This is a genomic window from Agrobacterium sp. M50-1, assembly GCF_049843495.1.
Lineage (GTDB): Bacteria > Pseudomonadota > Alphaproteobacteria > Rhizobiales > Rhizobiaceae > Agrobacterium > Agrobacterium radiobacter.
Window position 1 is genome coordinate 368,530 of record NZ_JBBHZH010000001.1, and the last position, 26,627, is coordinate 395,156.

Sequence of the window (26,627 nt, forward strand, 5' to 3'; positions counted from 1 at the left end):
CGACACCTGTGGAGGAACCAGGCGCGTGGATCAAAACGTGGAAAGGCCGTATGAACCGGCCGTATTGGGAGGAAAAATGAAACATTTTCTTGCAACCGCAGCGCTTGGCGCCCTGCTGATCGGCGCGATGCCGCTCAGTGTTTTCGCCGAAACGCCGAAAGACCAGCTCATCGTCGCCACGACCATGAGCAACATCCTGACCCTTGATCCCGCCGCCATTACCGGCCGCGAGACCGTGCAGGTTCTCAACAACGTTTATGACACGCTGGTCGTGCTTTCCCCTGAAGATCGCAGCGTCCAGCCCCGCCTTGCCGAACGCTGGGAGATCGCCGAGGACCGGAAATCGATCCGTTTCCACCTGCGCGGCGACGCCAAATTCGCCTCCGGCAACGCCGTAACGGCAAAGGACGTAGCGTGGAGCCTGAAGCGGCTGCTCGCCCGCAATCTGGCGCAATCGTCTTTCCTCAAAACGCGCGGTTTCAAGCTGGAAGAGGCCGACAAGCTCTTCGTTGCCGAAAACGACCAGACCTTCGTGCTCAATATTCCAAAGCCCGATGATCCCAATCTGCTGCTGATGATTCTTGCACAGAATGGTCCGGGCTCGATCATCGACAGCCAGACTGCGCTTGCCAATGAAAAGGACGGCGATCTCGGCGGCGCATGGCTGACGCTGAATTCCGCCGGTTCCGGTCCCTTCAAGCTCACCCAATGGAAGTCCAACGAATATATCATCCTCACCCGCAACGACGATTATTGGGGTGACAAGGCCAAGATGAAACGCATCCTCATGCGCCATCTGCCGGAATCGCAGTCGCAGCGGCTTATGTTGGAAAAGGGCGATATCGACGTTGCCTACTCCCTGCAGGCCCCGGACCTGAAATCGCTTGAGGCCGACAAGGCCGTCACCATCGAATCCACGCCCGGCTCCGGTTTTTATTACCTCAGCGTTTCGATGAAGGATGAGAAATTCGCGAACAAGAAGGTGCGCGAGGCCTTGCGTTACCTGATCGATTACGACGGCCTCGACAAGGCGGTCATGCCATATTACGGCAAGCTGCACCAGCGTTCTCTCAGCACCGGTGTCATGGGCGCGCTGCCCGATCAAGGCTACAAGCTCGATGTCGAAAAAGCCAAGGCGCTTCTGGCCGAGGCTGGTTATCCCAATGGTTTCAAGACCACGCTGCGCGTTCTTTCGGAAGATCCCTTCATGAAGGCGGCAACGGCGATCCAGAACACGCTGGCCCAGGCCGGCATTCAGGCCGAGTTGATCAGCGGTTCCGGCGACCAGATTTACGGCGCGATGCGCGAGCGGAATTTCGAACTGCTGCTTGGCCGCGGCGGCGGCGGCCAGCAGCCGCATCCGGACAACAACCTGCGCTCGATCGCCTATAACCCCAACAATGCCGATGACGCCAAGCTCACCAATTATCAGAGCTGGCGCACCAGTTTCTTCGATGAGAAGCTGAACAAGATGATTGAGGAAGCGCTGGTCGAGCGCGACGTGGCGAAACAGACGAAGCTTTATGAGAACCTGCAGGCCTATATGGACGAGATCGTGATGTCCATCCAGCCCTTCTCCGAAGTCATCGACACCGCCGCCTTCCGCAGCGATATCAAGGGCATGATCGTCAGCCCCTGGCTCTCGCGCTTTGAAGAAGTGAGCAAGGAGCGGTGACCTCCAACTGGATTTCCGAGACTATCGGAAATCCTCCCTCACACGCCACGTCATCCTCGGGCTCGTCCCGAGGATCCAACCACGTATCGTAAAATCGCTCGGTTGTAGATGCTCGGGACAAGCCCGAGCATGACGGAAGGGAAATTTCCGGCCTCTATCCATCACCATCGGCGTGGCCAACACCGCGCCTTTTCTGTTTTCCAGCCCATCCGAGCGAAACACCATCCAAAAAATTGCCCGGCACTGAAGGCCGGGCAAGGAAGGAGGATTTTATTATTCGTGATGCACCGGAGGAGGATGATCACGCTTTGGGAGCTGTCACGCGCCTTCATATTCCAGTGAGGCGCCAATCAGTTCGCGCGCATAGGGATGCGTCGCGCCGTTTCCGGCGATGGCCTCGCGCGGCAGGATTTCGGTGATTTCACCGCGTAGCATCACGGCGAAGCGGTCGCACATGTGGTCGACCACGGCGAGATCGTGCGTCACCATGATATAGGTGAAGCCGCGTTCTTCGCGCAGGCGCTGCAGCAGGTTGAGGATTTCCGCCTGCACCGAGACATCAAGCGCCGAGGTTGGTTCGTCGAGCAGAAGCAGCGACGGTTCAAGGATCAGCGCACGCGCAATCGCCACGCGCTGCCGCTGGCCGCCGGAAAGCTGGTGCGGGAAGCGATCGAGGAACGACACTGGCAGACCGACATCCGTAATCACCTTGCGCATGCGCTCTTCGCGGTCGCCGAGCTTGTGGATCGAGAGCGATTCCCCGAGAACGGTGCGCACCGACTGGCGCGGATGCAGCGACCCATAGGGATCCTGAAACACCATCTGCAGGGTACGGCATCGCTCGATCAGCGGCATGTCGCGAACCGACCTGCCATTGATGAGGATTTCGCCGCTCCAGAAATCATTCAGCATTGATACGCAGCGCAATACGGTCGATTTGCCCGAACCGCTTTCGCCGACCAGCCCGAAACATTCGCCCGGCTCGACGCGAAAGGACACCGAAGGCAGCACTTTCAGCGCCGTGTGCCCGCTGCCGAAGGTAATGGAAAGATCGCGGGTTTCAACGGAAACGGCCATTACACTTTCTCCTCCAGCCATTCGGGGCGGCGATCCAGCACCGCAAGCGGCGCGCGCGCGCCGCCGATGCGCGGCTGCGCCGCAAGCAGGCCGCGCGTATAGGGATGCTGCGCCTGATCGAGATCGCGTGCGGCAAGCGTTTCCACCACGCGTCCGGCATACATGATAAGTACCCGGTCGCAGAAATTACGCACGAGGTTGAGATCGTGGCTGATCATGATGAGGCCGATGCCGCGATCACGCACGAGACCGTCGAGAATGTTCAACACCTGCAACCGCACCGTCACGTCAAGCGCCGAGGTGGGCTCATCGGCAATGACAAGATCGGGATCGGCAAGCAGCATCATCGCAATCATGACGCGCTGGCCCATGCCGCCGGAAATCTCGTGCGGATATTGCTCGTAGACGCGGGCGGCGTCGCGGATTTTCACCGCATCGAGCATGGCGAGCGCCTTTTCCCGGGCTTCCGATTTCGAAGCCTTGAAGTGGCGCAGATAGGTCTCCGTCACCTGATCGCCGACACGGCGGATGGGATTGAGGGAGAATTTCGGATCCTGAAGGATCATCGACATGCGCCGTCCGCGAACCTTCAGCATCTCCTTCTCACTGAGCGACAGAAGATCGAGACCATCGAAATCAAGCTTGTCGGCGGTTATCGTCGCCGATGGCAGGAGGCGCAGCAAGGCCCTGCCGACGGTGGATTTACCCGAGCCGCTTTCGCCGACAATGCCGAGCCGTTCCCGGCCAAGGGTGAAGGAGATGCCGCGCACGGCCTCGGTGGGCGAACCGCCATAACGGATGCGAAGATTTTCGACGTCGAGGATTGGTTTTTCCATGGCCCTATTTCCGGTTCATCTGCTTCGGATCGAGCGCATCCCGCAGGCCGTCGCCGAGGAGGTTGAAGGCGAGGCTGACGGAAAGGATCGCAATGCCGGGGAAAGTGACGAGCCACCAGCTGTCGAGCATATAGCGGCGTCCGGTCGCGATCATCGCTCCCCATTCCGGCAAGGGCGGCTGCGCGCCGAGGCCGAGGAAGCCAAGCCCGGCGGCGGTCAGAATGACGGTCGCCATGTTCAGCGTCAGGCGGATGAGGACCGAAGGCAGGCACATGGGCATGATCGATTTGACGATGATGCGTAGCGGCGAGGCACCCTGAAGCCGCGCGGCGGCGATATAATCCGCCTTGCGGAAGGTCATGGCTTCGGCGCGGGCAAGCCGTGCGATCGGCGGCCATGAGGTGAGCGCGATTGCGATGATCGCGTTGTTGAGGCTAGGCCCAAGCGCCGCGACAAAGGCGAGCGACAGGATGAGGCTCGGGAAGGACAGGAAAATATCCGTGATGCGCATCATCACCGTGTCGAACTTGCCGCCGAGATAGCCCGACGCGGTGCCGACCAGAAGACCGACCGGGCCGACGATGATCGACACCAGCGAAATGATGGTGAGCGTGATGCGCGCGCCCCAGAGAAGGCGGCTATAGATATCTCGCCCCAACTCATCCGTGCCGAAGACATGGCCGTTACCCGGCGGCTGCAGCGTCTTGGCGAGATCCTGCGCGTAAGGGTCGTGCGTCGCAAGCCAGGGCGCGAAAATAGCGGCGATGACGAGCAGCAGCAGGACGGCCAGACCGAAAGCCGATGTCGGGCTTTTCAGCAGGAAGACAACGATGTTCTTCAGCGCGTTCAAGGGGACCGGAAGGCGAGAGGAAGTTTCTGCACGGGCCGTCATCAGCGGGTCCTCGGATCGAAAAAGCGGTAGAGAATGTCGGACAGGAGATTGAGCCCGATGAAGATGACGCCGACGATAAGCACGCAGGTCATCACGGCATTCATGTCACCGATGATAAGGTTGCTGGTGAGATATTGCCCGAAACCCGGCCAGGCGAAGACGGTCTCGATAAGGACCGCGCCTTCCAGCAGCGAACCGTAAGCAAGGGCAATGATGGTGACGAGCTGCACCCGGATATTACCGAAGGCATGCAGCCACACCGTCTGCCGCTGCGACAGGCCTTTGACGCGGGCGGTCGTCACATATTCCTGGCCCAGCTGGTCCAGCATGAAGCTGCGCGTCATGCGGGTGATATAGGCCGAGGAGGAATAACCGAGCAAAGCGGCGGGCAGGATGAGGTGATTGATGGCCGACCAGAAGACTTCCATATCGCCCGCAAGCAGGCTGTCGATCAGCAGAAAGCCGGTCCGCTCCTCCACAAGACCGATGTAGAACTGGTCCATGCGGCCACCGCCGCCGACAAGGCCGAGATGGGCGTAAAAAACGATCAGCGCGATCATGCCTGTCCAGAAGATCGGCATGGAATGGCCAAACAGGCTGAGCACGCGTACCAGATGATCCTGCCAGCGGTCTTTATTGACCGCGGCATAAACGCCCATGGGAATGCCAAGGCCAGCGCCGATCAGGATCGCGAAGGTCGCAAGCTCCATCGTCGCCGGCATGACGCGTATGATATCCTGGATGACAGGCTGGCCCGTGCGGATCGAGGTTCCGAAATCGCCGGTGAACACATCGCCGAGATAATAGATGAATTGTTGCCAGAGCGGACGGTCGAAACCGAGCGCATGGTAAACCTGCTCATAGGTTTCGCGGGTCGCGTCCTCGCCGACGATGGCCCGCACGGGATCAGCGGGCATCAGGCGGCCGATGAAAAAGGTCAGCAGCAGCAATCCGAGCAGCGTGACCGCAATACTTCCGATCTGGCCGGACAGGCCATACAGCGAAAGGCGTCTTTTTGGCATGGTTCCTCCCTTGCCAGAGATCGATTGCGCAAGTGACCAAAGCGCAATCCTGTCTGACAACTACTCGCAAGTTGTCACAGGTGTTGGAGGCTGTCAAGCGAGTACCGGCGAAATCCGTATCGCCCAGGAAGCTGAAGGCGCGCCGAAGCCGTCGGGCTTTCGTTTTGCTTTGGGAAAAGCACCTGCGTTGCGGTACCCACAAAAGCCTGTATTCTCCCACCTCGCAGAATGCGCGGACGCCTGCTCCGGCGATGATGCCGATGACATCCGCGCCTTCAGGGGAGGAAAAATATGGCTGACGTGACACTTCTGGCATTTGCCGTGGTCGCCTTTATCGGCATTGTCACGCCCGGCCCTACCGTTTTGCTCGCCCTTGCAAATGGTTCAAGATTCGGAGTACGCCGCGCCATGATCGGCATGGCTGGCGCTGTTCTCTCGGATTTTGTCCTGATCGGCGCAGTAGCACTAGGATTGGGGGCCTTGCTTGCCGCCTCCGAATTCTGGTTCGGCGTCGTCAAATGGGTGGGCGTCTGCTATCTAGCCTTCCTCGGCATCATGCTTTTGCGCTCAAGAGGCATGCTCGATGGCGCCCTTCAACCGGCAGAGGCCAACGGGGCTGCTTCCGCAAACTCGATTTTCCTCAAGAGTTTTCTCGTGGCGGTCACCAACCCCAAGGGATATCTGTTCTTTTCCGCTTTCCTGCCGCAATTCATCGATCCCGCCGCGCCGCAGATCCAGCAATATGCGGCGCTTGCGCTGATCTTCGCCGGCATCGATTTCATCGTGATGTTCGGATATGCCCTGCTCGGCTCGCAGGCCGTCCGGCTACTGCGGAAATCCGGAGCCCTGTGGCTCGACCGGATTTGCGGCGGCGCGCTTCTGACGCTCGCCGCCTCGCTAGCCTTTTATCGGCGGTCGACCGTGTAACCTATTGACTCCTAATCAATTTCTGGATCACTCAGCGGCAGTGCGGGAGCGCAGAAGCACCTTGTAGCGCTCAAGACTGCCGCGCAGATGCGCCGCCATATATTGGCGGGCGGCATCGGCATCACCTTCGATGATGGCGTCGACAATCCTCGCATGCTCCTCCTGGAGATGCAGGTTGTAGTCCTTCGGACGCGATCCGGGCGCAGCCCCCTGCAATTCGCCGCGAGGAATGATGCCGGAGCGAATGAGCTGAAGAAACTCGGGAAACCGCCTGTTCTGCGTCGCCTGCGCAATGGCCAGATGGAACTCGAAATCAGCGTCCCGCGTCGGCAAACCGGCGGCGAGACAGTCGCCGACGCGCCGGTGCGCATCCACAATCGCCTCCACCTGCACCGCGGAACGGCGCGATGCCGCAAGCCCGGCGGATTCAACCTCAAAGACGGTGCGCAATTCCAGCAACTCGATCACCGAGGAAATCCGTCCCACGGCCAGGTCGTTAAAAGGCAGCTCCTTGGCCGGCTTTACTTCGACGGCAAAAACGCCCGCGCCCTTGCGGGCTTCAACGAGGCCGTCGGCACGCAGAATAGCGATGGCTTCGCGCACCACCGTGCGGCTCACTGAATATTCCCGTGTGAGCGCACTTTCGCTCGGAAGACGGTCGCCGGGGCGGAAAACGCCTTCGGACAAATCCCGCCGCAATGCGGAGCTGATTTTCGCCGCGAGCGATACTCCCGGCTTCGTGCTGCTCTCAACGTCCATTCCGGCCCACCTGTTTTAAACTTGTCTGGCATGTTAGCAAACACCCGCCACATTGCAAGGGCCGGGCCTTCGCCCCACCGGGACGGTTGGCAGCCTCACGCCGCAGCCATGGCCGAACTGCTGGAAAAGCGGTTTCTATATTCACCCGGTGAAAGGCCGAGAATACGGTGAAACACCCGGCGGAAGGCGGCGGCATCCTCATAACCCACCGACCATGCGATCTGATCGACCGAACGGCGGGTGAATTCCAGCAATTCCCGCGCCTTGCCGACCCGCAGATGCTGGACATATTCGATGGGCTTCATGCCGGTGGCGGCCTTGAAGCGGCGCAGGAAGGTTCGCTCCTCCAGCCCGGCATGGCCGGCCATGTCGGCAACGCTCGTCGCCCGCCCGGCGCGGGCCTGCAGCCAGTGCTGCACCTTCAGGATCGGCTCGTCGCCATGCGTCAGCCTTGGGGCGAAGCTGCTATAATGGCGCTGTTCACGCCCCGAGGGATCGATCAGCAGGAACTTGCCGGTCTCGATCATCACCGAAGGTCCAAGCAGCCGGTCGACGATGCGCAGGCCAAGATCGGTCCACGCCATCAGCCCGCCAGCCGTGATGATATCGCCATCCTCGATGACGATCTTGTCTATCTCCAGCCGGATATCGGGAAAACGCTCGCGGAAACGCTCGGCAAACAGCCAGTGGGTGGTGGCCGGGCGGCCGGACAGGAGGCCCGTGGCTGCAATCATGAAGGAGCCGCCGCAACTGGCGGCGAGCGTCGCCCCCTGCGCATGCCGATCCAGCAGCCAGCGGGCGTAAGGCTCGGCTTCCTCGATTTCAGCAGGCCCCGTCAACCGGCCGGGTACAACGAAAATGTCGGGATGTCCTGAGTGCCCGGAATGAGTGTCGTGACAGCGGGAAAATTCACCGCCCTCACCCATGCTCCAGTGGCTGACCCGCAATTTCGGCCCGCCGCGATCCTGGGAAAATACCGATGCGATGGCAAAAAGATCGGTGATGCCATGTACCATGGCGATCTGACAGTCCCGATAGAGGACGAGACCGACTTCCAGCGCGCTTCCCGTTACACCCGCCATGCGCCCACACCCCCGTTTTGTCAGTTTCGGCTCGCTTTCTGTCAAAAGCGCCAATCCGGCCCCGGCTGTCTCCAGAGTATCTCTATTCCCACGGGACGCAAGCAAGCTCCCTGCAACAGGAGAGAGAGCCATGACAACGATCACCACCAGAGACGGAACGCACATCTTCTACAAGGACTGGGGTCGCAAAGACGGCCAGCCCATCATCTTCTCCCACGGCTGGCCGCTCAGCGCCGATACGTGGGATGCGCAGATGGTATTCTTTGCCAATCAGGGTTTCCGCACCATCGCCCATGACCGCCGCAGCCACGGCCGCTCCGACCAGGTCTGGGATAACAATACCATGGATCAATATGCCGACGATCTGGCCGAACTGATCGAACAGCTCGATCTTCACGACATCATTCTGGTCGGCCATTCCACCGGCGGCGGCGAGGTCACACGCTATATCGGTCGCCATGGTACGGCCCGCGTCGCCAAGATCGCCCTCATCGGCGCGGTGCCGCCGCTGATGCTGAAGACGGAAAGCAATGTCATCGGCCTGCCGATCGATGTTTTCGACGGCATCCGCAAGGGCACCTACGACAATCGCAGCCAGTTCTTCAAGGATTTGACCATTCCCTTCTACGGTTACAACCGCGAAGGCGCCGTGATTTCGCAAGGCATCCGCGACGAATTCTGGCGTCAGGGCATGATGGGCGGGCTCAAGGGTCAGCTCGACAGCATTCGCGCTTTCTCGGAAAGCGATTTCCACCAGGATCTGAAGGCCTTCGACAAACCCACGCTGGTTCTGCACGGTGATGACGACCAGATCGTGCCGGTCGGCGCTTCGGCACTCTCCACGGTCAAGATCGTCAAACACGCGGTCCTCAAAATCTACGAAGGCGCCGACCATGGCCTGACGCAGACCCATCAGGACCGCTTCAACGCCGACCTCCTCGCCTTCATCAACGCCTGAAACCACCGGACACAGGAGACACGGGACATGACACAGAATACATTTCTCATCACCGGCGCATCCGACGGCATCGGCGCGGTCTATGCCGAACGTCTGGCAAAACGCGGCCATGATCTCATCCTCGTGGCGCGGCGCGCCGAAAAGCTGAAGACACTGGCAACCCAACTGGAGAAGGATCACCATATCGCGGTCGAGGTTCTCTCCGCCGACCTTTCCAGAGCAGAAGACCTCGAAAAGGTCGAGGCACGACTGCGCGATGACCGGCGGATCACAGGCCTCGTCAACAATGCCGGTATTGCCGGTGAAGGCGCCATCACGGCGCTGGACCCGGCCTATGTCACGACGATGATCAACCTCAATATCCTTGCCGTCACCCGGCTTGCAGCGGCGATCGCGCCGCGGCTTGCCGCCGATGGCAAAGGCACGATCATCAACATCACATCGGTAACGGCCCTGATGCCGGCGGCATTTACCGCCGTCTATCCGGCAACCAAGGCCTTTGTGCTCGCCTTCACCGAAGCGCTGCAGGCGCAGCTTTCCCCGTCCGGCGTGCGGGTTCAGGGTGTCCTGCCGGGTATTACCCGCACGGCGATCTGGGAAGAGGAGCGGCTCGAGGCCATTCCGGCCGCCATGGTCATGGATGTTTACGAGATGGTGGATGCGGCCCTTGCCGGTCTCGATCTTGGCGAGACCCTGACCATTCCTTCGCTGCCGGATGCGGCCGATTTCGAAAATTTCCTTGCAGCCCGCGCAGCATTGAGGCCCAATCTGTCGCATGCACTTGCCGCCAGCCGGTATCGTGCAACTCAAACCGAATAGAGGGAGACGCATCATGATCCTCGGACTGACCATTCCCCAATTCACGACATTGCACGTTGCCCTGAGCCTCATTGGTATCGTAACCGGACTGATCGCCCTGCCCGCTTATGCGGCGGGGCGGTGGATGCCGCGCATGATGGCGCTTTTCCTCGTCACCACGCTCGCCACCACACTCACTGGCTTTCTGTTTCCAATCGGAAATTTCACGCCGGCACTCGGCGTCGGCATCATCTCGACCATCGTTCTGGCAATCGCACTGGTTGCGCTTTACGGATACGGTCTGAATGGCAGGGCGCGCATTATTTATACGATAACCGCCACGATCAGCCTTTATCTCAATATGTTCGTGTTGATCGTTCAGGCATTTCTCAAGGTCGAAACACTCAACAACCTGGCGCCGAACGGCAATGAACCGCCCTTTGTGGTCGCCCAGACGGTTCTGCTTGTTGCAGCCATCTGTCTCGGCTGGAAAGCGACACGCCGCAGGCTCGCCGTCTGAAACGAGCCGAAGTTCGAACCGGCTTCCGGGGAAATGCCTTGTGCCTGAGTGCTTTCAGGCACAAGGCATGTTTTTGCATGCCGAATACAGGCAATCTCCGCTCATCCGTCACAAAACGAAGAAATCCCGTCTCTAGGGTTTCCTCCCGAATCTCTCTTGAAATCCAGCGGGAGATATCCGGAACGAAGACGCTCGCTGCCCCTTGCAAACAAACAATATATATTATATAATAATATATATTAATTTATTACAACAGGAGATGCCGATGAATGCCGTGAAGATCAACGAGCGTCTGACCGTTGCGGGCCAGCCGATGATCGCCGATTTCCAGTCGCTCTCCGCCCAAGGCTATAAAAGCATCATCAACGCCCGGCCTGATGGGGAAGAGCCCGGTCAGCCGGGCAATGCGCAGGAAAAAAGCGCCGCCGGCGCGGCAGGCATGGCCTATGCTTTCATCCCGGTTAGCGGCCCCACCATCTCCGAAGCCGATATCCGCGCCTTCCAGCAGAAAATGGCGGAAGCGGACGGCCCCGTTTTCGCCCATTGCAAGGGCGGCACGCGCGCACTCACCCTTCATGTTCTCGGCGAAGCGCTGGATGGACGCATCGAGCGGGGCGACATCGCGGCTTTCGGCAAGGCGCACGGCTTTGACCTTTCCGGCGCCACCCGCTGGCTGGAGCGACGCGCGGCGGCGGTTCCACACGTCAAGGCGTTCTTCGATCCGCGCACCTGGAGCGTGCAATATGTCGTCTCCGATCCTGCGACCAAGCGCTGCGCCATTATCGACCCGGTCTATGATTTCGATGAGAAGTCCGGTGCAACCGGAACCATGAATGCCGACGCCATTCTGGATTATGTGGCGAGCGAGGGCCTGTCGGTGGAATGGATTCTCGATACCCATCCCCATGCCGACCATTTTTCCGCCGCCCATTACCTGAAGCAGAAGACCGGTGCGCAGACGGCGATCGGCGCGAAAGTTACCGGCGTACAGAGGCTCTGGCAGGAGAAATATAACTGGCCGGATCTCGAAACCGACGGCTCGCAATGGGACCGGCTGTTCGAGGCGGGCGATAGGTTCAATATCGGCTCCCTGGAAGCGCGCGTGCTGTTTTCACCCGGGCATACGCTGGCCTCCGTGACCTATGTGGTGGGAGATGCCGCCTTTGTGCACGATACGCTTTTCATGCCCGATTCAGGCACTGCGCGCGCCGATTTTCCGGGCGGCAGCGCCAGAGAACTCTGGGCGTCTATTCAGGATATTCTCGCCCTTCCCGACGAAACACGGATTTTCACCGGCCATGACTATCAGCCCGGTGGCCGCGCTCCGAAATGGGAAAGCACGGTCGGCGAACAGAAGCGCAGCAATCCGCATCTGGCCGGCATGACGGAGGAGGGCTTCATCCGCCTCAGGGAAACACGGGATCGCACATTGCCGATGCCAAAGCTCATTCTGCACGCCCTGCAGGTCAATATTCGCGGCGGCCGCCTGCCGGAGCCGGAAGCGAATGGCAAACGTTATCTGAAATTCCCGCTCGACGTGCTGGAGGGCAGCACATGGTAAAGGAAAACGCGCTGGAAAAGACCCCGCACATTGCTGAAATTCCCCTTCCCGCCATGGAGGAGAGGGCTGTCGAGGTCGCGCTGCTTCTGAAAACACTTGCCCACCCGGCGCGGTTGATGCTCGCCTGCACGCTGGCGCAGGGGGAATTTTCCGTCGGCGAACTGGAGGTCAAGCTGGATATCCGCCAGCCGACGCTTTCCCAGCAGCTGGGCGTGCTGCGGGAAGCCGGCGTGGTCGAAACCCGGCGCGACGCCAAGCAGATCTTCTACCAACTGAGCGAAGCGAAAGCAGCGCAACTGATCGAGGCCCTTTACACCATATTCTGCGCGCCGGAGGAGGAGACCCTGTGAGCCCCTACTGGCCCTCTCTTTTCGGCGGCATGTTGCTCGGTCTTGCCAGTATTATGCTGTTTCTTTTTAACGGCCGTATTGCCGGCATCAGCGGGATCATGGGCAAAATGCTCGGCAAGGAGCGGCGTCTTGCCGATCTCACCTTCGTCGCCGGCTTGCTGGCCGGACCTTATATCTACGCCACGGCATTCGGCCGTCTGCCTGCCATCACCATCGCTGCACCATGGCCGCTCATCCTTATTGCGGGCGTGCTGGTGGGTTTTGGCACGCGCATGGGCTCCGGCTGCACGTCCGGTCATGGCATCATGGGGCTGGCGCGATTTTCCCGGCGCTCCATCGCCGCGACCGTAACCTTCCTGATATCAGGCATCTGTGCCGCGACGATAGCAGGAGCCCTGTCATGAAAAATCCGGTCGTGGCCCGTGTTGCCCTGGCATTGGCCGCAGGGGCGCTGTTCGGCTTCGGCCTCTCGCTGTCAGGCATGGTCGATCCCGCCCGCGTTTCCGGCTTTCTCGACGTGGCGAGCGGCCATTGGGATCCGAGCCTGGTATTCGTTCTCGGCGGTGCAGTGATGGTCGCCGTGCCGGGTGTGCTGCTCAGCCGACGTCTTGCCAAGCCCATCCTCGCTGAGGATTTCAGCCTTCCCGCCAAAACCCGCATAGACCGGCCGCTCATAACAGGCTCGGCCATTTTCGGCATCGGTTGGGGGCTTGCCGGTTTCTGTCCCGGCCCGGCACTATCGGCTTTCGCCCTCGGGCTGACGCCGGTCGTTCTTTTCGTCTGCGCCATGATTGCCGGGATGCTGGTCCACGACCGTCTCTACGCAAAACAGCCATAGCACAGACGCTCGTCCCGAACGCGGGAAACGGGCAGTCGCGCGGGGCTGGAATGCTGCCGCGCGACTGCGTTTGATTAGAGGTCGATCAGGCTCTTGCCCGTCATTTCCGGCGGCAGCGGCACGTTCATCAGTTGCAGCAGGGTGGGCGCGACATCGGCGAGAATACCAGCATGCAGCTTTGCACCTTCCGGTCCACCGAAAAGGATCACCGGCACCGGATTGGTGGTGTGCGCCGTATGCGGGCCGCCTGTCACCGGGTCGACCATGGTTTCACAATTGCCGTGGTCGGCAATGACAAGCATCGCGCCACCCACTTTTTCGAGCGCGGCAACGACCGCACCAAGCCCGCGATCCACGGCTTCGCAGGCCTTGATTGCGGCCTGCAGATCGCCGGTATGGCCGACCATGTCAGGGTTAGCGTAATTGGTGACGATCAGATCGTAACCCTTGCCGATCGCCTCGACGAATTTCTCCGTCACCTCGGGCGCGCTCATCTCAGGCTGCAGGTCGTAGGTCGCGACTTTCGGGGATTTCGGCATGAAGCGGTCTTCCCCGACTTCCGGCTCTTCCTTGCCGCCATTCAGGAAGAAGGTGACATGCGGATATTTTTCCGTCTCGGCGAGGCGAAACTGCGTGAGCCCCTGCTTTGCCACCCAGGCGCCGAGCGTATTGACGATATCGCGCTTGGGATAGGCCGTCGTCATGAAACCGCTGTGGCGGGTGGAATATTCGACCATACCGAGCAGCGCTGAAAGCACGGGCTTTTCGCGCGGAAAACCGTCGAAGTCATTGGCGCCAATGGCAAGCAGGATTTCACGGGCACGGTCGGCGCGGAAGTTCAGGCAGAACAGGCCGTCGCCAGCCTTGAAACCTTCATAACCATCGATCACTGTCGGCAGGATGAATTCGTCGGTGACATTGTTTTTGTAGCTCTGGGCAACGGCGCTCACCGCATCCCGCGCGTGTTCGCCTTTCGCCAGAACCATGGCGTCATAGGCTTTCTCGACGCGCTCCCAGCGATTGTCGCGATCCATCGCATAATAACGGCCGATTACCGTGCCGATGCTTGCCCCCTGCGGCAGGCTCGCTACCAGCGCCGCCACAAAATCTTCAGCCGATTGCGGCGCGACATCACGGCCATCGGTGATGGCATGCACCACAACCTTCAGGCCGTGGCTGATCATCAGCCTCACCGCCGCCTGGCCGTGGAGGATATGGCCATGGACGCCGCCATCGGAAACCACACACATCAGATGCGCCACGCCGCCCGCGGCCTTTACCTTGGCGGCAAAATCAAGCATCGCCGCATTGCGGAAAAAGCTGCCATCCTCGATCGCCAGATCGATCTGGCCGAGATCCATGGCAACGATGCGGCCCGCGCCGATATTGGTGTGGCCCACTTCGGAATTGCCCATCTGCCCGGTCGGCAGGCCGACATTCGGGCCGAAGGTGGTCAGCGTCGCATTCGGGCAGGTGGCGAAAAGCCGGTCCATGGTGGGCGTGTTCGCCAGAACAGGCGCGTTGCTGGATTTGTCCTCACTCAGCCCCCAGCCATCGAGAATAGTCAGGACAACGGGTTTGGGAGTTTGCATGGGAGGACCTTCTTCGTTCGGTTGCCGGCGGAGGGCGGACCGCCGGGCACCGGAGCGCCCTCTTCCGCCACTATGATCATGGTGAGAAAACATGCTTCTCGTTCTTCTCTTCTATACCCGAAGATGACGAACGCAAGCCTATACCGACAGCGAAACAGTTCCGTGAAGGTCGAAAACGGCGGCTTAAAAACTCACCCCCTCATTCCTCTGCTCGTCACAGAAATCCAGCCGACGCGTGTCTGCGCGGCGGAGAGACCCCTTTCAACCCAAGGGCTTGGGCTAGAAGGATCCCTGTGACGAGCACAGGGATGAGAAGCGCGTGACGGAGTGGTCGCCGGTCTCCTTCACTCGATGAAAATCAGCGCGGGCTTCTCCAGCAGTGCCTTGACTGCCTGGATGAAGACCGCCGCGTCCCAGCCGTCGACGACACGGTGATCGAAGCTGGAAGACAGGTTCATCATCTTGCGCGGCACAAAGCGAATTCCATCCCAGACCGGCCGCGTCATGATCTTGTTGACGCCGATGATCGCCACTTCGGGGTGATTGATGAGGGGTGTCGAAACGACGCCGCCCAGGGCTCCCAACGAACTGATGGTGATGGTGGAGCCCATTAGTTCTTCCCGATGCGCCGTGCCGGTGCGGGCGGCTTCTGCAACGCGCGCGACTTCCTCTGCGCATTCCCAGAGGCCGAGCGTTTCCGTGTGACGCACGACCGGGACCGTCAGGCCCGACGGCGTCTGCGTGGCGATGCCGATATGAACGGCTTCATAGTGGCTGACGACCCCTTTTTCGTCATCAAAGGTGGCATTCATGCCGGGATGATCCGCAACGGCTTTCACCAGCGCGCGCATCAGAAACGGCAGGATCGTCAGCTTCGGTTGCCCGGAACGGCGGTTGCCGTTCATGGTCGCCCGCAAATCCTCCAGATCGGTCACGTCGACTTCCTCGACATAGGTGATGTGGGGAATTCGGGAGGCGGAAAGCACCATCTTCTCGGCAATCTTGCGCCTGAGCCCGGTCACCTTCACCTCCTCGACGGCGCTATCGTGGGGCGCTATCGGCTCGGGGCGTTCAGGCCGCCCCCGCACGGTTAAAAAACCGTCGAGATCGGCATGGGTAATATGCCCGTCTGGGCCCGTTCCCTTGACCTGTGCCAGATCGATATCGAGATCGTCCGCGCGCTGGCGGACGGCGGGGGATGCCAGCGGTTTATGGTGCAGTTCGGCTGCGGGCGCCGGTGGCGCCTCCTCGGGCTCTCGCGCCGTCGGCTGTGTTTCAATGGGTGGCGGCGTGTCCGTCATGTCGGCAGGCGCTTCCGTCATCTGGATGGGTGCTTCCGCTTCCGGCATGCTGCCATTGGGCGCGACGGCTGCGACATCGGTTTCAATGCGCAGGAGCGGCGCCTTCACCGGCACGGTGTTTCCAACCGTCACGGCAAGCCAGGTGACCACACCCGCCACGGGTGAGGGGATTTCAACCGTCGCCTTGTCCGTCATCACCGCGGCCAGCACCATGTCCTCATGGACGAGATCGCCCGGTTTGACGTTCCATTCCACCAGTTCGGCTTCCGCCACACCTTCACCGACATCAGGCATAGTGAGAATAAATTCCGCCATAATCAGGCCTCCATGACTTCGACAAGGGCTCGCCCGACGCGGGCAGGTCCCGGAAAATAGTCCCATTCCTGCGCATGGGGATAAGGCGTATCCCAGCCGGCGACGCGGACGACGGGGGCTTCCAGATGATAAAAACAATGTTCCTGCACCAGCGACACGACTTCCGCACCGAAGCCGGAAGTGAGTGTCGCCTCATGCACCATGACGCAGCGGCCGGTCTTCGAAACCGACTTCACGATGGTATCGAGGTCGAGCGGCAAGAGGCTGCGCAGATCGATGATCTCGGCATCCACCCCGGTCTCTTCCGCCGCCGCCAGCGCCACATGCACCATCGTGCCATAGGCGATGACGGTGACATCGTTTCCGGGGCGGCGGATTTCGGCCTTGCCGATGGGAATGGTGTAGTGCCCTTCCGGCACCTCCCCCATATCATGCTTGGACCATGGCGTTACCGGCCTGTCGTGATGGCCGTCGAAGGGACCGTTATAAAGCCGCTTCGGCTCCAGAAACATCACGGGGTCGGGGTCTTCGATGGATGCGATCAGCAGCCCCTTGGCGTCATAGGGATTGGAAGGGACCACCACCTTCAGCCCGCAGACATGGGTGAAGAGCGCCTCGGGGCTCTGGCTGTGCGTTTGCCCGCCAAAAATCCCGCCGCCGGTGGGCATGCGGAGAACGATCGGGCAGGTAAAGTCGCCATTGGAGCGATAACGGATACGCGCCGCTTCCTGGGTGATCTGGTCATAGGCGGGGTACATGTAATCGGCGAACTGGATTTCGACGCAAGGGCGCAGACCATAAGCAGCCATGCCGATCGCCGTGCCGACAATGCCGGATTCGCTGATCGGCGCATCGAAACAGCGGGTCTTGCCGTATTTTCCCTGCAGCCCCTGCGTGGCGCGGAAGACCCCGCCGAAATAGCCCACATCCTCACCGAAAACCACGACATCGTCGCTGCGCTCCATGGACACATCCATGGCGCTGCGGACGGCTTCGATCATCGTCATTCTTGTCATGTCTCACCACCCTGCCTTCTGGCGCTGGCGGGCGAGATGCGGCGGCATCTCGGCGTAGACGCCCTCGAAAATATCCTTTTTCGGCGGTTTGCCGCCCTCATGCAGCGTGCCGTGGCTTTCCGCCTCGCGCTGGGCTTCCAGCACCTCGTCGGCGATTTCCGCCTCCGCCTGCCGGTGCCGTTCATCCGACCAGACGCCGCGCAGGACGAGATGTTTTTTAAGCCGCAGAACCGGGTCGCCCAGAGGCCATGCCTCCGACTCCGTCTTGGGGCGATAGGCGCTTGGATCATCCGAAGTGGAATGCGCGCCGACACGATAGGTCACATATTCGATCAGCGTCGGGCCGAGGTTGCGCCGCGCCCGCTCCACCGCCCAGCGCGCCACGGCATAAACGGCGAGATAATCATTGCCATCGACCCGAAGCGCCGGAATGCCGAAACCCAGCCCGCGCGCCGCAAAGGTGCCGGAACCGCCGCGCGCAATGCCCTGAAAGGTGGAAATGGCCCATTGGTTATTGACGATATTAAGGATGACCGGAGCTTTGTAGGTGGAGGCAAAAACCATTGCCGAGTGAAAATCCGACTCCGCCGTCGAGCCGTCGCCGATCCAGGCGGCCGCGATTTTCGTATCGCCTTTGATGGCCGAGGCCATCGCCCAGCCGACCGCCTGCACATATTGCGTGGCGAGATTGCCGGAAACGGTGAAGAAGCCATGTTCCTTCGAGGAATAGAGAACCGGCAATTGCCGCCCGTGCAGCGGGTCCAGCTCGTTGGAATAGATTTGGTTCATCATGGTGACGAGCGGATAGTCATCAGCGATGAGCAGTCCCGCCTGCCGGTAGGTCGGGAAATTCATGTCACCCTTGGAAAGCGCCTTGCGGAAGGCGCAGCTGACCGCTTCCTCGCCCAGATGCTGCATATAGAAGGAGGTCTTGCCCTGCCGTTGCGCCATCAGCATGCGGGCATCGAAAGCCCGAAGCCGCATCATGTTTTTGAGGCCCACCAGCAGGTCGTCATCCGAAAGCAGCCCCGCCCACGGCCCAACGGCCTCGCCCTGATGATTGAGGACACGGATAATCGAATAGGCGAGATCGCGCATGCTTTCGGGCGCGGCATCCACCTCCGGGCGCGGCACGGAGCCGGCCTTGGGTATCTTCACATTGGAGAAATCCGGCTGGTCGCCGGGCCGCACGGCAGGCTCTGGAACATGCAGGCTGAGATGTGGTGTTTCGGTTATATCCATTCTACTCCTCCCATCGCCATCTCCTCCAGACGACGAAACAATTCTCAGAGGTTGCGCGCGATCACCATCCGCTGGACATCGCTGGTTCCCTCGTAAATCTGGCAGATGCGCACATCGCGATAGATCCGCTCCACCGGATAATCCGCCATGTAGCCGTAACCGCCGTGAATCTGGATGGCGTCCGAGCAGACGCGCTCGGCCATTTCGGATGCGAAGAGCTTCGCCATAGAGGCCTCCGAAAGACAGGGCTCACCAGCTTCCTTCAGCGCCGCCGCATGCAGCACCAGCTGCCGCGCCGCCGTAATCCGCGTGGCCATATCCGCAAGCCGAAACGCCACCGCCTGATGCTCGATGATTGCTTGGCCAAAGGCCTTGCGCTCACGGGCATAATCCCGCGCCACTTCAAAGGCTGCCTGCGCCATGCCAACCGCCTGCGCGGCAATGCCGATGCGGCCGCCTTCCAGATTGGCGAGCGCGATGCGATACCCCTGCCCTTCTTCACCAAGCCGCAATTCCGCCGGGACCGCCATGTCGGTAAAGGCGATCTGGCAGGTATCGGACGAATGCAGGCCGAGTTTCTCCTCGACCCTGATCACCTCGTAACCCGGCGTATCGGTCGGTACGATGAAGGCGCTGATGCCCTTCTTGCCCGCCGCCGGATCGGTGACGGCAAAAACGATGACGACGTCGCCATTCTTGCCTGATGTGATGAACTGTTTCGCGCCGTCGAGAATATAACGGTCGCCGTCGCGCCGGGCGCGGGTCTTGAGATTGGAGGCGTCGGAACCGGCCTGCGGTTCAGTGAGCGCAAAACCACCTATCCATTCGCCGGCGGCGAGCTTCGGCAGGAAACGCTGCTTCTGGTCTTCCGTGCCGAATTTCAGGATCGGCACGCAGCCGACCGAATTGTGAACGCTCATGATGGTGGAACAGGCGCCGTCACCGGCGGCGATCTCCTCCAGCGCCAAAGCATAGGCCACGGCACCGGTTTCCGAGCCGCCATAGTCCTCGGAGACCAGCATGCCGAGGAAACCGAGTTCGCCCATCTCTTTCAACTCGTCTTTCGGGAAGCGGCTTTCCCGGTCGCGCGCGCTAGCACCGGGGGCGAGCCGCTCACGGGCGAAATCGCGGGCCATGTCCCTGATCTGCTGCTGGGCTTCATTCAGGATCATCGCCGCCTCCCTTAGTGCAGTTCAAACGCGAGCGCCGTCGCTTCGCCGCCGCCGATGCAGACGGCGGCCACGCCGCGCTTCAGCCCGTGACTCTGCAAGGCGGACAGCAAGGTGACGACGATGCGTGCACCCGAAGCCCCGATGGGATGGCCGAGCGCACAGGCGCCGCCATGCACATTCACCTTTTCATGCGGCAGATCGAGATCGCGCATCGCCGCCATCGCGACTACGGCAAAGGCCTCGTTGATTTCGAACAGATCGACATCCTTCGCCGACCAGTCGGTTTTTTCGAACAGCTTTTTCATCGCCCCCACAGGCGCGGTCGGAAATTTAGCCGGCGCATCCGCATGGGCGGCCTGACCGACGATGGTCGCCAACGGTGAAAGACCGCGCCTTTCCGCTTCCGATCTGCGCATGAGAACAAGAGCGGCCGCGCCATCGGAAATGGAGCTGGAATTCGCCGCCGTCACCGTTCCGCCATCGCGAAAGGCGGGCTTCAGTTGCGGGATTTTTTCCGGGCGGGCCTTCCCCGGCTGCTCGTCTACGGCAACATCACCAACGGGCGTGATTTCCGCCTCGAAACCACCGTCCGCGATAGCGCGTCGCGCCCGTTCCAGCGAGGCCAGCGCATAGTCATCCTGCATGGCGCGCGTGAACTGATAGTCTTGAGCGCAATCTTCCGCGAAAGTGCCCATCAGCCGGCCCTTGTCATAGGCGTCCTCAAGGCCGTCGAGAAACATGTGGTCAATGACCTTGCCGTGGCCGAGACGATAGCCATTGCGGGCGCGATCCAGCAGATAGGGCGCGCTGCTCATGCTTTCCATACCGCCCGCAAGCACGATGGAAGAGCTTCCCGCCGCAAGCTGGTCATGCGCCAGCATGATCGCCTTCATGCCTGAGCCGCACATCTTGTTGATAGTCGTCGCGCCAATCGAGTTGGGAATGCCGGCGGCAATGGCCGCCTGTCTCGCTGGAGCCTGCCCCTGACCGGCCGAGAGCACGCAGCCCATCAGCACATCGTCGATATCAGCGGGTGAAATTACGGCCCGTTCGACGGCCGCGCGGATCGCCGCCGCCCCGAGATCGGGCGCAGCCACCGATTTGAATTCGCCCTGGAACCCACCCATAGCAGTACGGGCGGCCCCGACGATAACGACAGGGTCATGCACAGCCAAATTCACCTCCCTTGGCCATCCTCCTACCGAGAGAACGACCGTCATCGTGATCTCCTCCAGACCTCGACTGACGTGAACGCTATCACTATCTCGAATTCATTTCAAAGCTATTTTGATTGACAGTTTTTTGATTGGCGATATCTTTGATCCAACAATTAGTCATATCATAGAGCAAATGATCCATGATTGAGCTCGACAGTTTCGACCAGAAGATTCTGCATGTGCTCGGCGATGACGGGCGGGTGAGCTGGCGCGATCTCGCGGCCCGGATCGGTCTTTCCTTCACGCCGACGCTGCGCCGCGTGCGCAAGCTGGAAGAGGAAGGCATCATTCGCGGTTATACCGCCGTGTTCGATGAGAACCGGCTGCTCGGCAATATGGGCGTCTTCATTTCCGTCACGCTGGAACGGCAGATCAAGGAAGCGCTGACGACGTTCGAGCACCATGTCGCCTCCATTCCGGAAGTGGTGGGCGGTTACCAGACGAGCGGCAGTTCCGATTATCTCATTCATGCCATGGTGCGGGATTTACCGCATTATCAGCAGCTTCTGGATTTCCTGACCACGGTTCCCGGCGTGTCGCGCATCCAGTCCAATTTCGCCATCAAGACATTCGTGCGCCGTTCCGCCGCCTTCACCGGAGGTGACGCGCCATAAATGAGAGTTGCCGGCACGGAGGAGGTGCTGGCCGCTGACGAGAGGACGGAGACGAACGGCCGTCCGGAGGAGGAGACGCGATGAGTTTGAACCTCGCCGCCATTTTCGACGCCGATCTCGGCCCGGAAATCGCAGCATTGCGCGACAGTGCAAGAGCATTCGCCGACGATAAAATAGCCCCGCTAGCGGCGGAGATCGATCGCGACGACCAATTTCCAAGAAAGCTCTGGCCGCAGATGGGCGAACTGGGCCTGCACGGCATCACCGTTTCTGAGGAATTCGGCGGTGCTGACATGGGCTATCTCGCCCATTGCGTGGCGATGGAAGAAATAAGCCGGGCTTCGGCTTCCATCGGCCTTTCCTATGGCGCGCATTCCAACCTCTGCATCAACCAGATTCATCGCTGGGGCACGGAAGAGCAAAAACGCCGATATCTGCCAAAGCTGGTTTCCGGCGAGCATGTCGGCTCGCTCGCGATGAGCGAGACGGAAGCCGGGTCGGATGTCGTGTCGATGCGGCTGAAGGCGGAACGCAGGGGCGACCGCTATCTCCTGAACGGCGCGAAGATGTGGATCACCAACGGCCACGAGGCCGATACGCTGGTTGTCTACGCCAAGACGGATATGTCCGCTGGCCCGCGCGGCATCACGGCCTTTCTGATCGAGAAGGGCTTCAAGGGTTTTCGACCGGCACAAAAACTCGACAAGCTCGGCATGCGCGGTTCACCCACCTCGGAACTGGTGTTCGAGGATTGCGAGGTGCCGGAAGAAAACATTCTCGGACGCCTCAATGACGGCGTGACGGTGCTGATGAGCGGGCTGGATTACGAGCGCGCCGTGCTGGCCGCAGGCCCGGTGGGCATCATGCAGGCGGCTATCGATCTGGTGCTGCCCTATGCCCGCGAGCGCAAGCAATTCGGCAAGCCGATCGGCGAATTCCAGCTCGTGCAGGGAAAGCTTGCCGATATCTATTCGGCCATGAATGCGTCGCGCGCCTATGTCTATGCCGTGGCGCGCGCCTGCGACAATGGCCGCATCACAAGGCAGGATGCGGCAGGTGCGATCCTCTTTGCCGCCGAGCGGGCGACGCGAGTTGCATTGGATGCGATCCAGCTTCTCGGCGGTTCCGGCTATGTCAATGAAAGTCCGGCGGGTCGGCTGCTTCGGGACGCCAAGCTTTATGAAATCGGCGCGGGCACCAGCGAAATCCGCCGGATGCTGATCGGCCGCGAACTGGTCAAAGGCAACGGGTGAGGATCGCGATGAAGCTAACATCCAGTCTGAACCGCGACCCCACCTTTTCGGCCAACGTCACCTTCATGTCGGGGCTGGTGGATGACCTGCGGCAGCACGTCGAAAAAATCTCGAGGGGCGGTGGCGACAAGGCGCGCGAACGGCATTTATCACGCGGCAAGTTGCTCGCGCGGGACCGGATCGAGGCGCTTCTCGATCCCGGCAGCCCGTTTCTCGAATTGTCGCAATTTGCGGCCTATGAAGTCTATGACGAACCCGTTCCCGCCGCCGGCATCGTCACCGGCATCGGCCGGGTCTCGGGTCGTGAATGCGTCATCGTCGCGAATGATGCGACGGTAAAAGGCGGCACCTATTATCCGCTGACGGTCAAGAAACACCTGCGCGCGCAGGAAATCGCCGCTGAGAACCGCCTGCCCTGCATTTATCTCGTGGATTCCGGCGGTGCGAACCTGCCCAATCAGGACGAGGTGTTTCCCGACCGCGATCATTTCGGCCGTATCTTCTACAATCAGGCCAATATGTCGGCGGAGGGTATCGCCCAGATTGCCGTGGTGATGGGCAGCTGCACGGCGGGCGGGGCCTATGTACCTGCCATGAGCGACCAGTCCGTGATCGTCAAAAATCAGGGCACGATCTTTCTCGGCGGCCCGCCGCTGGTGAAGGCTGCAACTGGCGAAGTGGTGAGCGCGGAAGAACTCGGCGGCGCAGATGTGCATTCGCGACAATCCGGCGTCACCGATCACTACGCCCACGACGACCGCCACGCGCTTTCGCTGACCCGGAGGATCGTCTCAACCCTTAACCGCCGCAAACAGGTGGAACTGGATATTCGCGAGCCAGCGGAGCCGCTTTATCCGGCGGAAGAACTTTACGGCATCGTTCCCGCCGATACGCGCAAGCCTTTCGAGGTGCGCGAGATCATCGCGCGTCTGGTGGATGGTTCCGAATTCGACGAGTTCAAGGCGCTTTACGGCACGACGCTAGTCTGCGGTTTCGCCCATATCCATGGCTATCCCGTCGGCATCATCGCCAATAACGGCATCCTGTTTTCGGAATCGGCGCTGAAGGGTGCACATTTCATCGAGCTCTGCTGCCAGCGCGGTATTCCCCTGGTTTTCCTGCAGAACATCACCGGCTTCATGGTCGGCAAGGCCTATGAGGCTGATGGTATCGCCAAGGATGGCGCCAAGCTCGTCACCGCCGTCGCATCCGCCAAAGTGCCTAAATTCACCGTCATCATCGGCGGCTCCTTCGGTGCCGGCAATTACGGCATGTGCGGTCGCGCCTATTCGCCCCGCTTTTTGTGGATGTGGCCCAACGCCCGCATTTCGGTCATGGGCGGCGAACAGGCGGCCTCTGTTCTGGCACAAATCCGCCGCGATGGTATCGAGGCCGATGGCCGCCACTGGTCGAAGGAAGGCGAAGAGGCGTTCAAGCAGCCGATCCGGGAAAAATACGAGCGGGAAGGCCATCCCTATTATGCCAGCGCGAGGCTGTGGGATGACGGCATCATCGACCCCAGAGATACCCGCCTCGTGCTTGGCCTCGGTCTCTCCGCTGCGCTCAACGCACCGATAGAACCCACCCGTTTCGGCATATTCAGGATGTGAGGCGACGATGTTCTCGAAAATACTGATCGCCAACAGGGGCGAAATCGCCTGCCGGATCATTCGCACCACCCGCAAGATGGGCATCCGCACCGTCGCGGTCTATTCGGATGCCGACCGCGACGCCATGCATGTGGCCCTGGCCGACGAGGCAATCGCCATTGGCCCCGCACCCGCACGTGCCTCCTATCTCGACGGCGCAAAAATCATCGCCGCCGCAAAAGCGACCGGCGCGGAAGCGGTCCATCCGGGTTACGGTTTCCTCTCGGAAAATGCAGGTTTCGCCGAAGCCTGTGCCGCCGCCGGTCTTGTTTTCATTGGCCCGCCGGCAGCAGCGATCCGCGCCATGGGTGGAAAAAGCGAGGCGAAAGCGCTGATGGCGAAGGCGGGCGTTCCCGTCGTTCCCGGCTTTCACGGTGAGGATCAGGCGGAAGAGCGGCTGCGCAGTGAAGCGGACGCCATAGGTTATCCCGTTCTGCTCAAGGCCTCAGCCGGCGGCGGCGGCAAGGGCATGCGCATCGTGCGGAAGAAACGCGAATTTGCGGCGGAACTTGCTGGTGCAAAACGCGAAGCGCTCGCCGCCTTCGGCAATGACCGCATGCTGATCGAAAAATATCTGGAGCGGCCGCGCCATGTGGAAGTGCAGGTCTTTGCCGATGGCCACGGCAATTGTTTCTCACTTTTCGAGCGCGATTGCTCGATCCAGCGCCGCCACCAGAAAGTCATAGAGGAAGCCCCCGCCCCCGGCTTGCCCGATACGCTCAGGCAACGCATGTATCAGGCGGCCGTCGCCGCTGCCCGCGCCATTGAGTATCGCGGCGCGGGAACCGTGGAATTCCTGCTCGACCCATCAGGCGAGTTCTACTTCATGGAAATGAACACGAGGCTTCAGGTCGAACATCCGGTGACGGAATATATTACCGGTCTCGACCTGGTCGAATGGCAGCTCCGTGTTGCGGATGGTGAGGCTCTGCCGGAAGGCTGGGCGGATCTCGGCATAAACGGCCACGCCATCGAGGCCCGGGTTTATGCCGAAGACCCGGCGCATGATTTTTTGCCGTCGATCGGCACGGTCAGCCATCTCGTTTTTCCCGATCAAGGCCCTCACGTCAGGATAGACAGCGGCATCCGCGCCGGGGACGCCATTACCGTGCATTACGATCCGATGATCGCCAAGCTGATCGTCTGGGATCGTGACCGCCCATCGGCGGTGCGGCGTCTGCGGTTGGCGTTGGAAAATCTGGCAATCTGCGGCGTCGCCAGCAATGCCGCCTTTCTGACCCGGCTTGCGGGAATTGAGGCCTTCGCCAACGCCGATCTCGACACCGGCTTCATAGCCCGCAATGAAGCCGTGCTTTTTGCCCCGGCTCCGAAGGACGGGAACGAGATAGCCGCGGCCGCGCTTGGCCTGCTGCTCTCGCGGCAGAAAAACGGAAAGTCAGGTTCAGAGGCCGATCCCTATAGCCCGTGGAACACGGCAGCCGCCTTCCGCCTCAACGCGCCGTCGCGGGAAACGCTGTATTTCACCTTTGAAAACCAGCCGCTTAACGTCGGCGTCACGCATGAGGCGGGCGGCTTTTCGCTTGCCATCGACGGACGGACGATCAGCGCCCACGGCAGCCTCTCGGACGACGGCAAACTCCGTGCAACCGTGGAAGACAGGAAAAGGCAGGGCCATTTTTTTGCAGAAAGCGGCAGTTACGCGCTTTTTCTGGACGGCGAGCATTATCGCATCGCCCAGCCTGATCCCGTCGATATCGAGGATTCCTCCACCCATGCCGGTGGTCTGGAAGCACCCATGCCCGGCGTTATCCGCGCTTTGCTGAGCCGGAAAGGTGCTGCGGTTGAGGCCGGCGAGGCGCTTGTGGTGATGGAAGCGATGAAAATGGAGCACACGATCCGCGCACCGGCGAAAGGCACGGTCACGGCCATCAATTGCGTCGAGGGCGATATGGTCGCGGCCGGTGCGGTGCTGGTGGATTTCGAACCGGAGGGAGCATGAC

General features: G+C 60.7%; 25 protein-coding genes. 13 read left to right on the forward strand and 12 right to left on the reverse strand.

Features of this window, described 5'->3' with window-relative positions:
• Positions 1-76 precede the first annotated feature (76 nt).
• Positions 77-1,675, forward strand: coding sequence for an ABC transporter substrate-binding protein (locus WDZ78_RS01575; protein ID WP_425672125.1), 1,599 nt, complete (start codon positions 77-79; stop codon positions 1,673-1,675).
• A 318-nt stretch (positions 1,676-1,993) separates the two neighbouring features.
• On the opposite strand, the gene WDZ78_RS01580 is transcribed toward WDZ78_RS01575, so the two are convergent.
• From WDZ78_RS01580 to WDZ78_RS01595, 4 genes are read right to left on the reverse strand one after another with little or no spacing between them, the layout of a single operon-like run.
• The gene (locus WDZ78_RS01580) at positions 1,994-2,752 is read right to left on the reverse strand and encodes an ABC transporter ATP-binding protein (RefSeq protein ID WP_020012029.1); all 759 of its coding nucleotides are present in this window, start codon (positions 2,750-2,752) and stop codon (positions 1,994-1,996) included.
• Positions 2,752-3,588: an ABC transporter ATP-binding protein gene (locus WDZ78_RS01585; RefSeq protein WP_425672126.1), complete on the reverse strand. Its 837-nt coding sequence runs from the start codon at positions 3,586-3,588 to the stop codon at positions 2,752-2,754. Before WDZ78_RS01585 ends, WDZ78_RS01580 begins: the two co-directional genes overlap by 1 nt.
• A gap of 4 nt (positions 3,589-3,592) precedes the next feature.
• Complete coding sequence (locus tag WDZ78_RS01590) at positions 3,593-4,480, reverse strand: ABC transporter permease (protein WP_425672127.1); 888 nt, start codon at positions 4,478-4,480, stop codon at positions 3,593-3,595.
• A complete protein-coding gene (locus WDZ78_RS01595) occupies positions 4,480-5,502 on the reverse strand; it encodes an ABC transporter permease (RefSeq protein WP_425672128.1) in 1,023 nt (340 codons plus the stop codon). Before WDZ78_RS01595 ends, WDZ78_RS01590 begins: the two co-directional genes overlap by 1 nt.
• A gap of 291 nt (positions 5,503-5,793) precedes the next feature.
• Here WDZ78_RS01595 and WDZ78_RS01600 point away from each other — a divergent pair, with 291 nt between their 5' ends.
• Positions 5,794-6,429: a LysE family translocator gene (locus tag WDZ78_RS01600; RefSeq protein WP_425672129.1), complete on the forward strand. Its 636-nt coding sequence runs from the start codon at positions 5,794-5,796 to the stop codon at positions 6,427-6,429.
• Between the two features lie 27 nt (positions 6,430-6,456).
• Here WDZ78_RS01600 and WDZ78_RS01605 read toward each other — a convergent pair whose 3' ends face one another.
• Both WDZ78_RS01605 and WDZ78_RS01610 read right to left on the reverse strand, forming a co-directional pair.
• A complete protein-coding gene (locus tag WDZ78_RS01605) occupies positions 6,457-7,188 on the reverse strand; it encodes a FadR/GntR family transcriptional regulator (protein ID WP_425672130.1) in 732 nt (243 codons plus the stop codon).
• Between the two features lie 95 nt (positions 7,189-7,283).
• Positions 7,284-8,270, reverse strand: a complete 987-nt coding sequence (locus WDZ78_RS01610; protein WP_026363997.1) for a GlxA family transcriptional regulator — start codon at positions 8,268-8,270, stop codon at positions 7,284-7,286.
• A gap of 130 nt (positions 8,271-8,400) precedes the next feature.
• Here WDZ78_RS01610 and WDZ78_RS01615 point away from each other — a divergent pair, with 130 nt between their 5' ends.
• The 7 genes from WDZ78_RS01615 to WDZ78_RS01645 all read left to right on the forward strand — a co-directional run bounded on the left by WDZ78_RS01615 (position 8,401) and on the right by WDZ78_RS01645 (position 13,295).
• A complete protein-coding gene (locus WDZ78_RS01615) occupies positions 8,401-9,228 on the forward strand; it encodes an alpha/beta fold hydrolase (protein ID WP_425672131.1) in 828 nt (275 codons plus the stop codon).
• Between the two features lie 27 nt (positions 9,229-9,255).
• Complete coding sequence (locus WDZ78_RS01620) at positions 9,256-10,047, forward strand: SDR family NAD(P)-dependent oxidoreductase (RefSeq protein WP_080866904.1); 792 nt, start codon at positions 9,256-9,258, stop codon at positions 10,045-10,047.
• A gap of 13 nt (positions 10,048-10,060) precedes the next feature.
• Positions 10,061-10,546: a hypothetical protein gene (locus WDZ78_RS01625; protein ID WP_425672132.1), complete on the forward strand. Its 486-nt coding sequence runs from the start codon at positions 10,061-10,063 to the stop codon at positions 10,544-10,546.
• A gap of 265 nt (positions 10,547-10,811) precedes the next feature.
• Positions 10,812-12,107, forward strand: coding sequence for a bifunctional sulfur transferase/dioxygenase Blh (gene blh / locus WDZ78_RS01630; RefSeq protein ID WP_425672133.1), 1,296 nt, complete (start codon positions 10,812-10,814; stop codon positions 12,105-12,107).
• A complete protein-coding gene (gene bigR / locus WDZ78_RS01635; protein WP_003506973.1) occupies positions 12,101-12,457 on the forward strand; it encodes a sulfite-sensing transcriptional repressor BigR in 357 nt (118 codons plus the stop codon). Before blh ends, bigR begins: the two co-directional genes overlap by 7 nt.
• Positions 12,454-12,861: a YeeE/YedE family protein gene (locus WDZ78_RS01640; RefSeq protein ID WP_425672134.1), complete on the forward strand. Its 408-nt coding sequence runs from the start codon at positions 12,454-12,456 to the stop codon at positions 12,859-12,861. The genes bigR and WDZ78_RS01640 overlap by 4 nt, the downstream gene beginning before the upstream one ends.
• Positions 12,858-13,295 (forward strand): YeeE/YedE family protein, encoded by a 438-nt coding sequence (locus WDZ78_RS01645; RefSeq protein WP_020012042.1) that lies wholly within the window; start codon positions 12,858-12,860, stop codon positions 13,293-13,295. The genes WDZ78_RS01640 and WDZ78_RS01645 overlap by 4 nt, the downstream gene beginning before the upstream one ends.
• Before the next feature lie 74 nt (positions 13,296-13,369).
• Here the strand turns inward: WDZ78_RS01645 and gpmI are convergent, their stop codons facing one another.
• From gpmI to WDZ78_RS01675, 6 genes are all read right to left on the reverse strand, one after another.
• Positions 13,370-14,887, reverse strand: coding sequence for a 2,3-bisphosphoglycerate-independent phosphoglycerate mutase (gpmI, locus tag WDZ78_RS01650; protein WP_425672135.1), 1,518 nt, complete (start codon positions 14,885-14,887; stop codon positions 13,370-13,372).
• A gap of 344 nt (positions 14,888-15,231) precedes the next feature.
• The gene (locus WDZ78_RS01655) at positions 15,232-16,503 is read right to left on the reverse strand and encodes a dihydrolipoamide acetyltransferase family protein (protein ID WP_425672136.1); all 1,272 of its coding nucleotides are present in this window, start codon (positions 16,501-16,503) and stop codon (positions 15,232-15,234) included.
• Positions 16,504-16,505: 2 nt separating this feature from the next.
• Positions 16,506-17,519, reverse strand: coding sequence for an alpha-ketoacid dehydrogenase subunit beta (locus tag WDZ78_RS01660; RefSeq protein ID WP_026364002.1), 1,014 nt, complete (start codon positions 17,517-17,519; stop codon positions 16,506-16,508).
• A 3-nt stretch (positions 17,520-17,522) separates the two neighbouring features.
• The gene (locus tag WDZ78_RS01665) at positions 17,523-18,761 is read right to left on the reverse strand and encodes a 3-methyl-2-oxobutanoate dehydrogenase (2-methylpropanoyl-transferring) subunit alpha (RefSeq protein ID WP_425672137.1); all 1,239 of its coding nucleotides are present in this window, start codon (positions 18,759-18,761) and stop codon (positions 17,523-17,525) included.
• Positions 18,762-18,805: 44 nt separating this feature from the next.
• The gene (locus tag WDZ78_RS01670; RefSeq protein ID WP_020012047.1) at positions 18,806-19,933 is read right to left on the reverse strand and encodes an acyl-CoA dehydrogenase family protein; all 1,128 of its coding nucleotides are present in this window, start codon (positions 19,931-19,933) and stop codon (positions 18,806-18,808) included.
• 11 nt (positions 19,934-19,944) lie between these two features.
• Complete coding sequence (locus WDZ78_RS01675; RefSeq protein WP_425672389.1) at positions 19,945-21,060, reverse strand: acetyl-CoA C-acyltransferase; 1,116 nt, start codon at positions 21,058-21,060, stop codon at positions 19,945-19,947.
• Positions 21,061-21,290: 230 nt separating this feature from the next.
• On the opposite strand from WDZ78_RS01675, the gene WDZ78_RS01680 reads away from it, so the two are divergent.
• The 4 genes from WDZ78_RS01680 to WDZ78_RS01695 all read left to right on the forward strand — a co-directional run bounded on the left by WDZ78_RS01680 (position 21,291) and on the right by WDZ78_RS01695 (position 26,626).
• Positions 21,291-21,764 (forward strand): Lrp/AsnC family transcriptional regulator, encoded by a 474-nt coding sequence (locus WDZ78_RS01680; RefSeq protein ID WP_003500312.1) that lies wholly within the window; start codon positions 21,291-21,293, stop codon positions 21,762-21,764.
• Positions 21,765-21,844: 80 nt separating this feature from the next.
• The gene (locus WDZ78_RS01685) at positions 21,845-23,017 is read left to right on the forward strand and encodes an isovaleryl-CoA dehydrogenase (RefSeq protein WP_425672138.1); all 1,173 of its coding nucleotides are present in this window, start codon (positions 21,845-21,847) and stop codon (positions 23,015-23,017) included.
• Between the two features lie 8 nt (positions 23,018-23,025).
• Positions 23,026-24,627: a carboxyl transferase domain-containing protein gene (locus WDZ78_RS01690; protein ID WP_425672139.1), complete on the forward strand. Its 1,602-nt coding sequence runs from the start codon at positions 23,026-23,028 to the stop codon at positions 24,625-24,627.
• A gap of 7 nt (positions 24,628-24,634) precedes the next feature.
• On the forward strand, positions 24,635-26,626 hold the full coding sequence (locus WDZ78_RS01695) for an acetyl/propionyl/methylcrotonyl-CoA carboxylase subunit alpha (protein ID WP_425672140.1): 1,992 nt from the start codon (positions 24,635-24,637) through the stop codon (positions 26,624-26,626).
• Position 26,627: the final 1 nt, after the last annotated feature.

Excerpts from the sequence above, each read along its gene's own strand:
- WDZ78_RS01575 (WP_425672125.1), top strand. The coding sequence starts at position 77 with ATGAAACATTTTCTTGCAACCGCAGCGCTTGGCGCCCTGCTGATCGGC.
- WDZ78_RS01580 (WP_020012029.1), bottom strand. The coding sequence starts at position 2,752 with ATGGCCGTTTCCGTTGAAACCCGCGATCTTTCCATTACCTTCGGCAGC.
- WDZ78_RS01585 (WP_425672126.1), bottom strand. The coding sequence starts at position 3,588 with ATGGAAAAACCAATCCTCGACGTCGAAAATCTTCGCATCCGTTATGGC.
- WDZ78_RS01590 (WP_425672127.1), bottom strand. The coding sequence starts at position 4,480 with ATGACGGCCCGTGCAGAAACTTCCTCTCGCCTTCCGGTCCCCTTGAAC.
- WDZ78_RS01595 (WP_425672128.1), bottom strand. The coding sequence starts at position 5,502 with ATGCCAAAAAGACGCCTTTCGCTGTATGGCCTGTCCGGCCAGATCGGA.
- WDZ78_RS01600 (WP_425672129.1), top strand. The coding sequence starts at position 5,794 with ATGGCTGACGTGACACTTCTGGCATTTGCCGTGGTCGCCTTTATCGGC.
- WDZ78_RS01605 (WP_425672130.1), bottom strand. The coding sequence starts at position 7,188 with ATGGACGTTGAGAGCAGCACGAAGCCGGGAGTATCGCTCGCGGCGAAA.
- WDZ78_RS01610 (WP_026363997.1), bottom strand. The coding sequence starts at position 8,270 with ATGGCGGGTGTAACGGGAAGCGCGCTGGAAGTCGGTCTCGTCCTCTAT.
- WDZ78_RS01615 (WP_425672131.1), top strand. The coding sequence starts at position 8,401 with ATGACAACGATCACCACCAGAGACGGAACGCACATCTTCTACAAGGAC.
- WDZ78_RS01620 (WP_080866904.1), top strand. The coding sequence starts at position 9,256 with ATGACACAGAATACATTTCTCATCACCGGCGCATCCGACGGCATCGGC.
- WDZ78_RS01625 (WP_425672132.1), top strand. The coding sequence starts at position 10,061 with ATGATCCTCGGACTGACCATTCCCCAATTCACGACATTGCACGTTGCC.
- blh (WP_425672133.1), top strand. The coding sequence starts at position 10,812 with ATGAATGCCGTGAAGATCAACGAGCGTCTGACCGTTGCGGGCCAGCCG.
- bigR (WP_003506973.1), top strand. The coding sequence starts at position 12,101 with ATGGTAAAGGAAAACGCGCTGGAAAAGACCCCGCACATTGCTGAAATT.
- WDZ78_RS01645 (WP_020012042.1), top strand. The coding sequence starts at position 12,858 with ATGAAAAATCCGGTCGTGGCCCGTGTTGCCCTGGCATTGGCCGCAGGG.
- gpmI (WP_425672135.1), bottom strand. The coding sequence starts at position 14,887 with ATGCAAACTCCCAAACCCGTTGTCCTGACTATTCTCGATGGCTGGGGG.
- WDZ78_RS01655 (WP_425672136.1), bottom strand. The coding sequence starts at position 16,503 with ATGGCGGAATTTATTCTCACTATGCCTGATGTCGGTGAAGGTGTGGCG.
- WDZ78_RS01660 (WP_026364002.1), bottom strand. The coding sequence starts at position 17,519 with ATGACAAGAATGACGATGATCGAAGCCGTCCGCAGCGCCATGGATGTG.
- WDZ78_RS01665 (WP_425672137.1), bottom strand. The coding sequence starts at position 18,761 with ATGGATATAACCGAAACACCACATCTCAGCCTGCATGTTCCAGAGCCT.
- WDZ78_RS01670 (WP_020012047.1), bottom strand. The coding sequence starts at position 19,933 with ATGATCCTGAATGAAGCCCAGCAGCAGATCAGGGACATGGCCCGCGAT.
- WDZ78_RS01675 (WP_425672389.1), bottom strand. The coding sequence starts at position 21,060 with ATGGGTGGGTTCCAGGGCGAATTCAAATCGGTGGCTGCGCCCGATCTC.
- WDZ78_RS01680 (WP_003500312.1), top strand. The coding sequence starts at position 21,291 with ATGATTGAGCTCGACAGTTTCGACCAGAAGATTCTGCATGTGCTCGGC.
- WDZ78_RS01685 (WP_425672138.1), top strand. The coding sequence starts at position 21,845 with ATGAGTTTGAACCTCGCCGCCATTTTCGACGCCGATCTCGGCCCGGAA.
- WDZ78_RS01690 (WP_425672139.1), top strand. The coding sequence starts at position 23,026 with ATGAAGCTAACATCCAGTCTGAACCGCGACCCCACCTTTTCGGCCAAC.
- WDZ78_RS01695 (WP_425672140.1), top strand. The coding sequence starts at position 24,635 with ATGTTCTCGAAAATACTGATCGCCAACAGGGGCGAAATCGCCTGCCGG.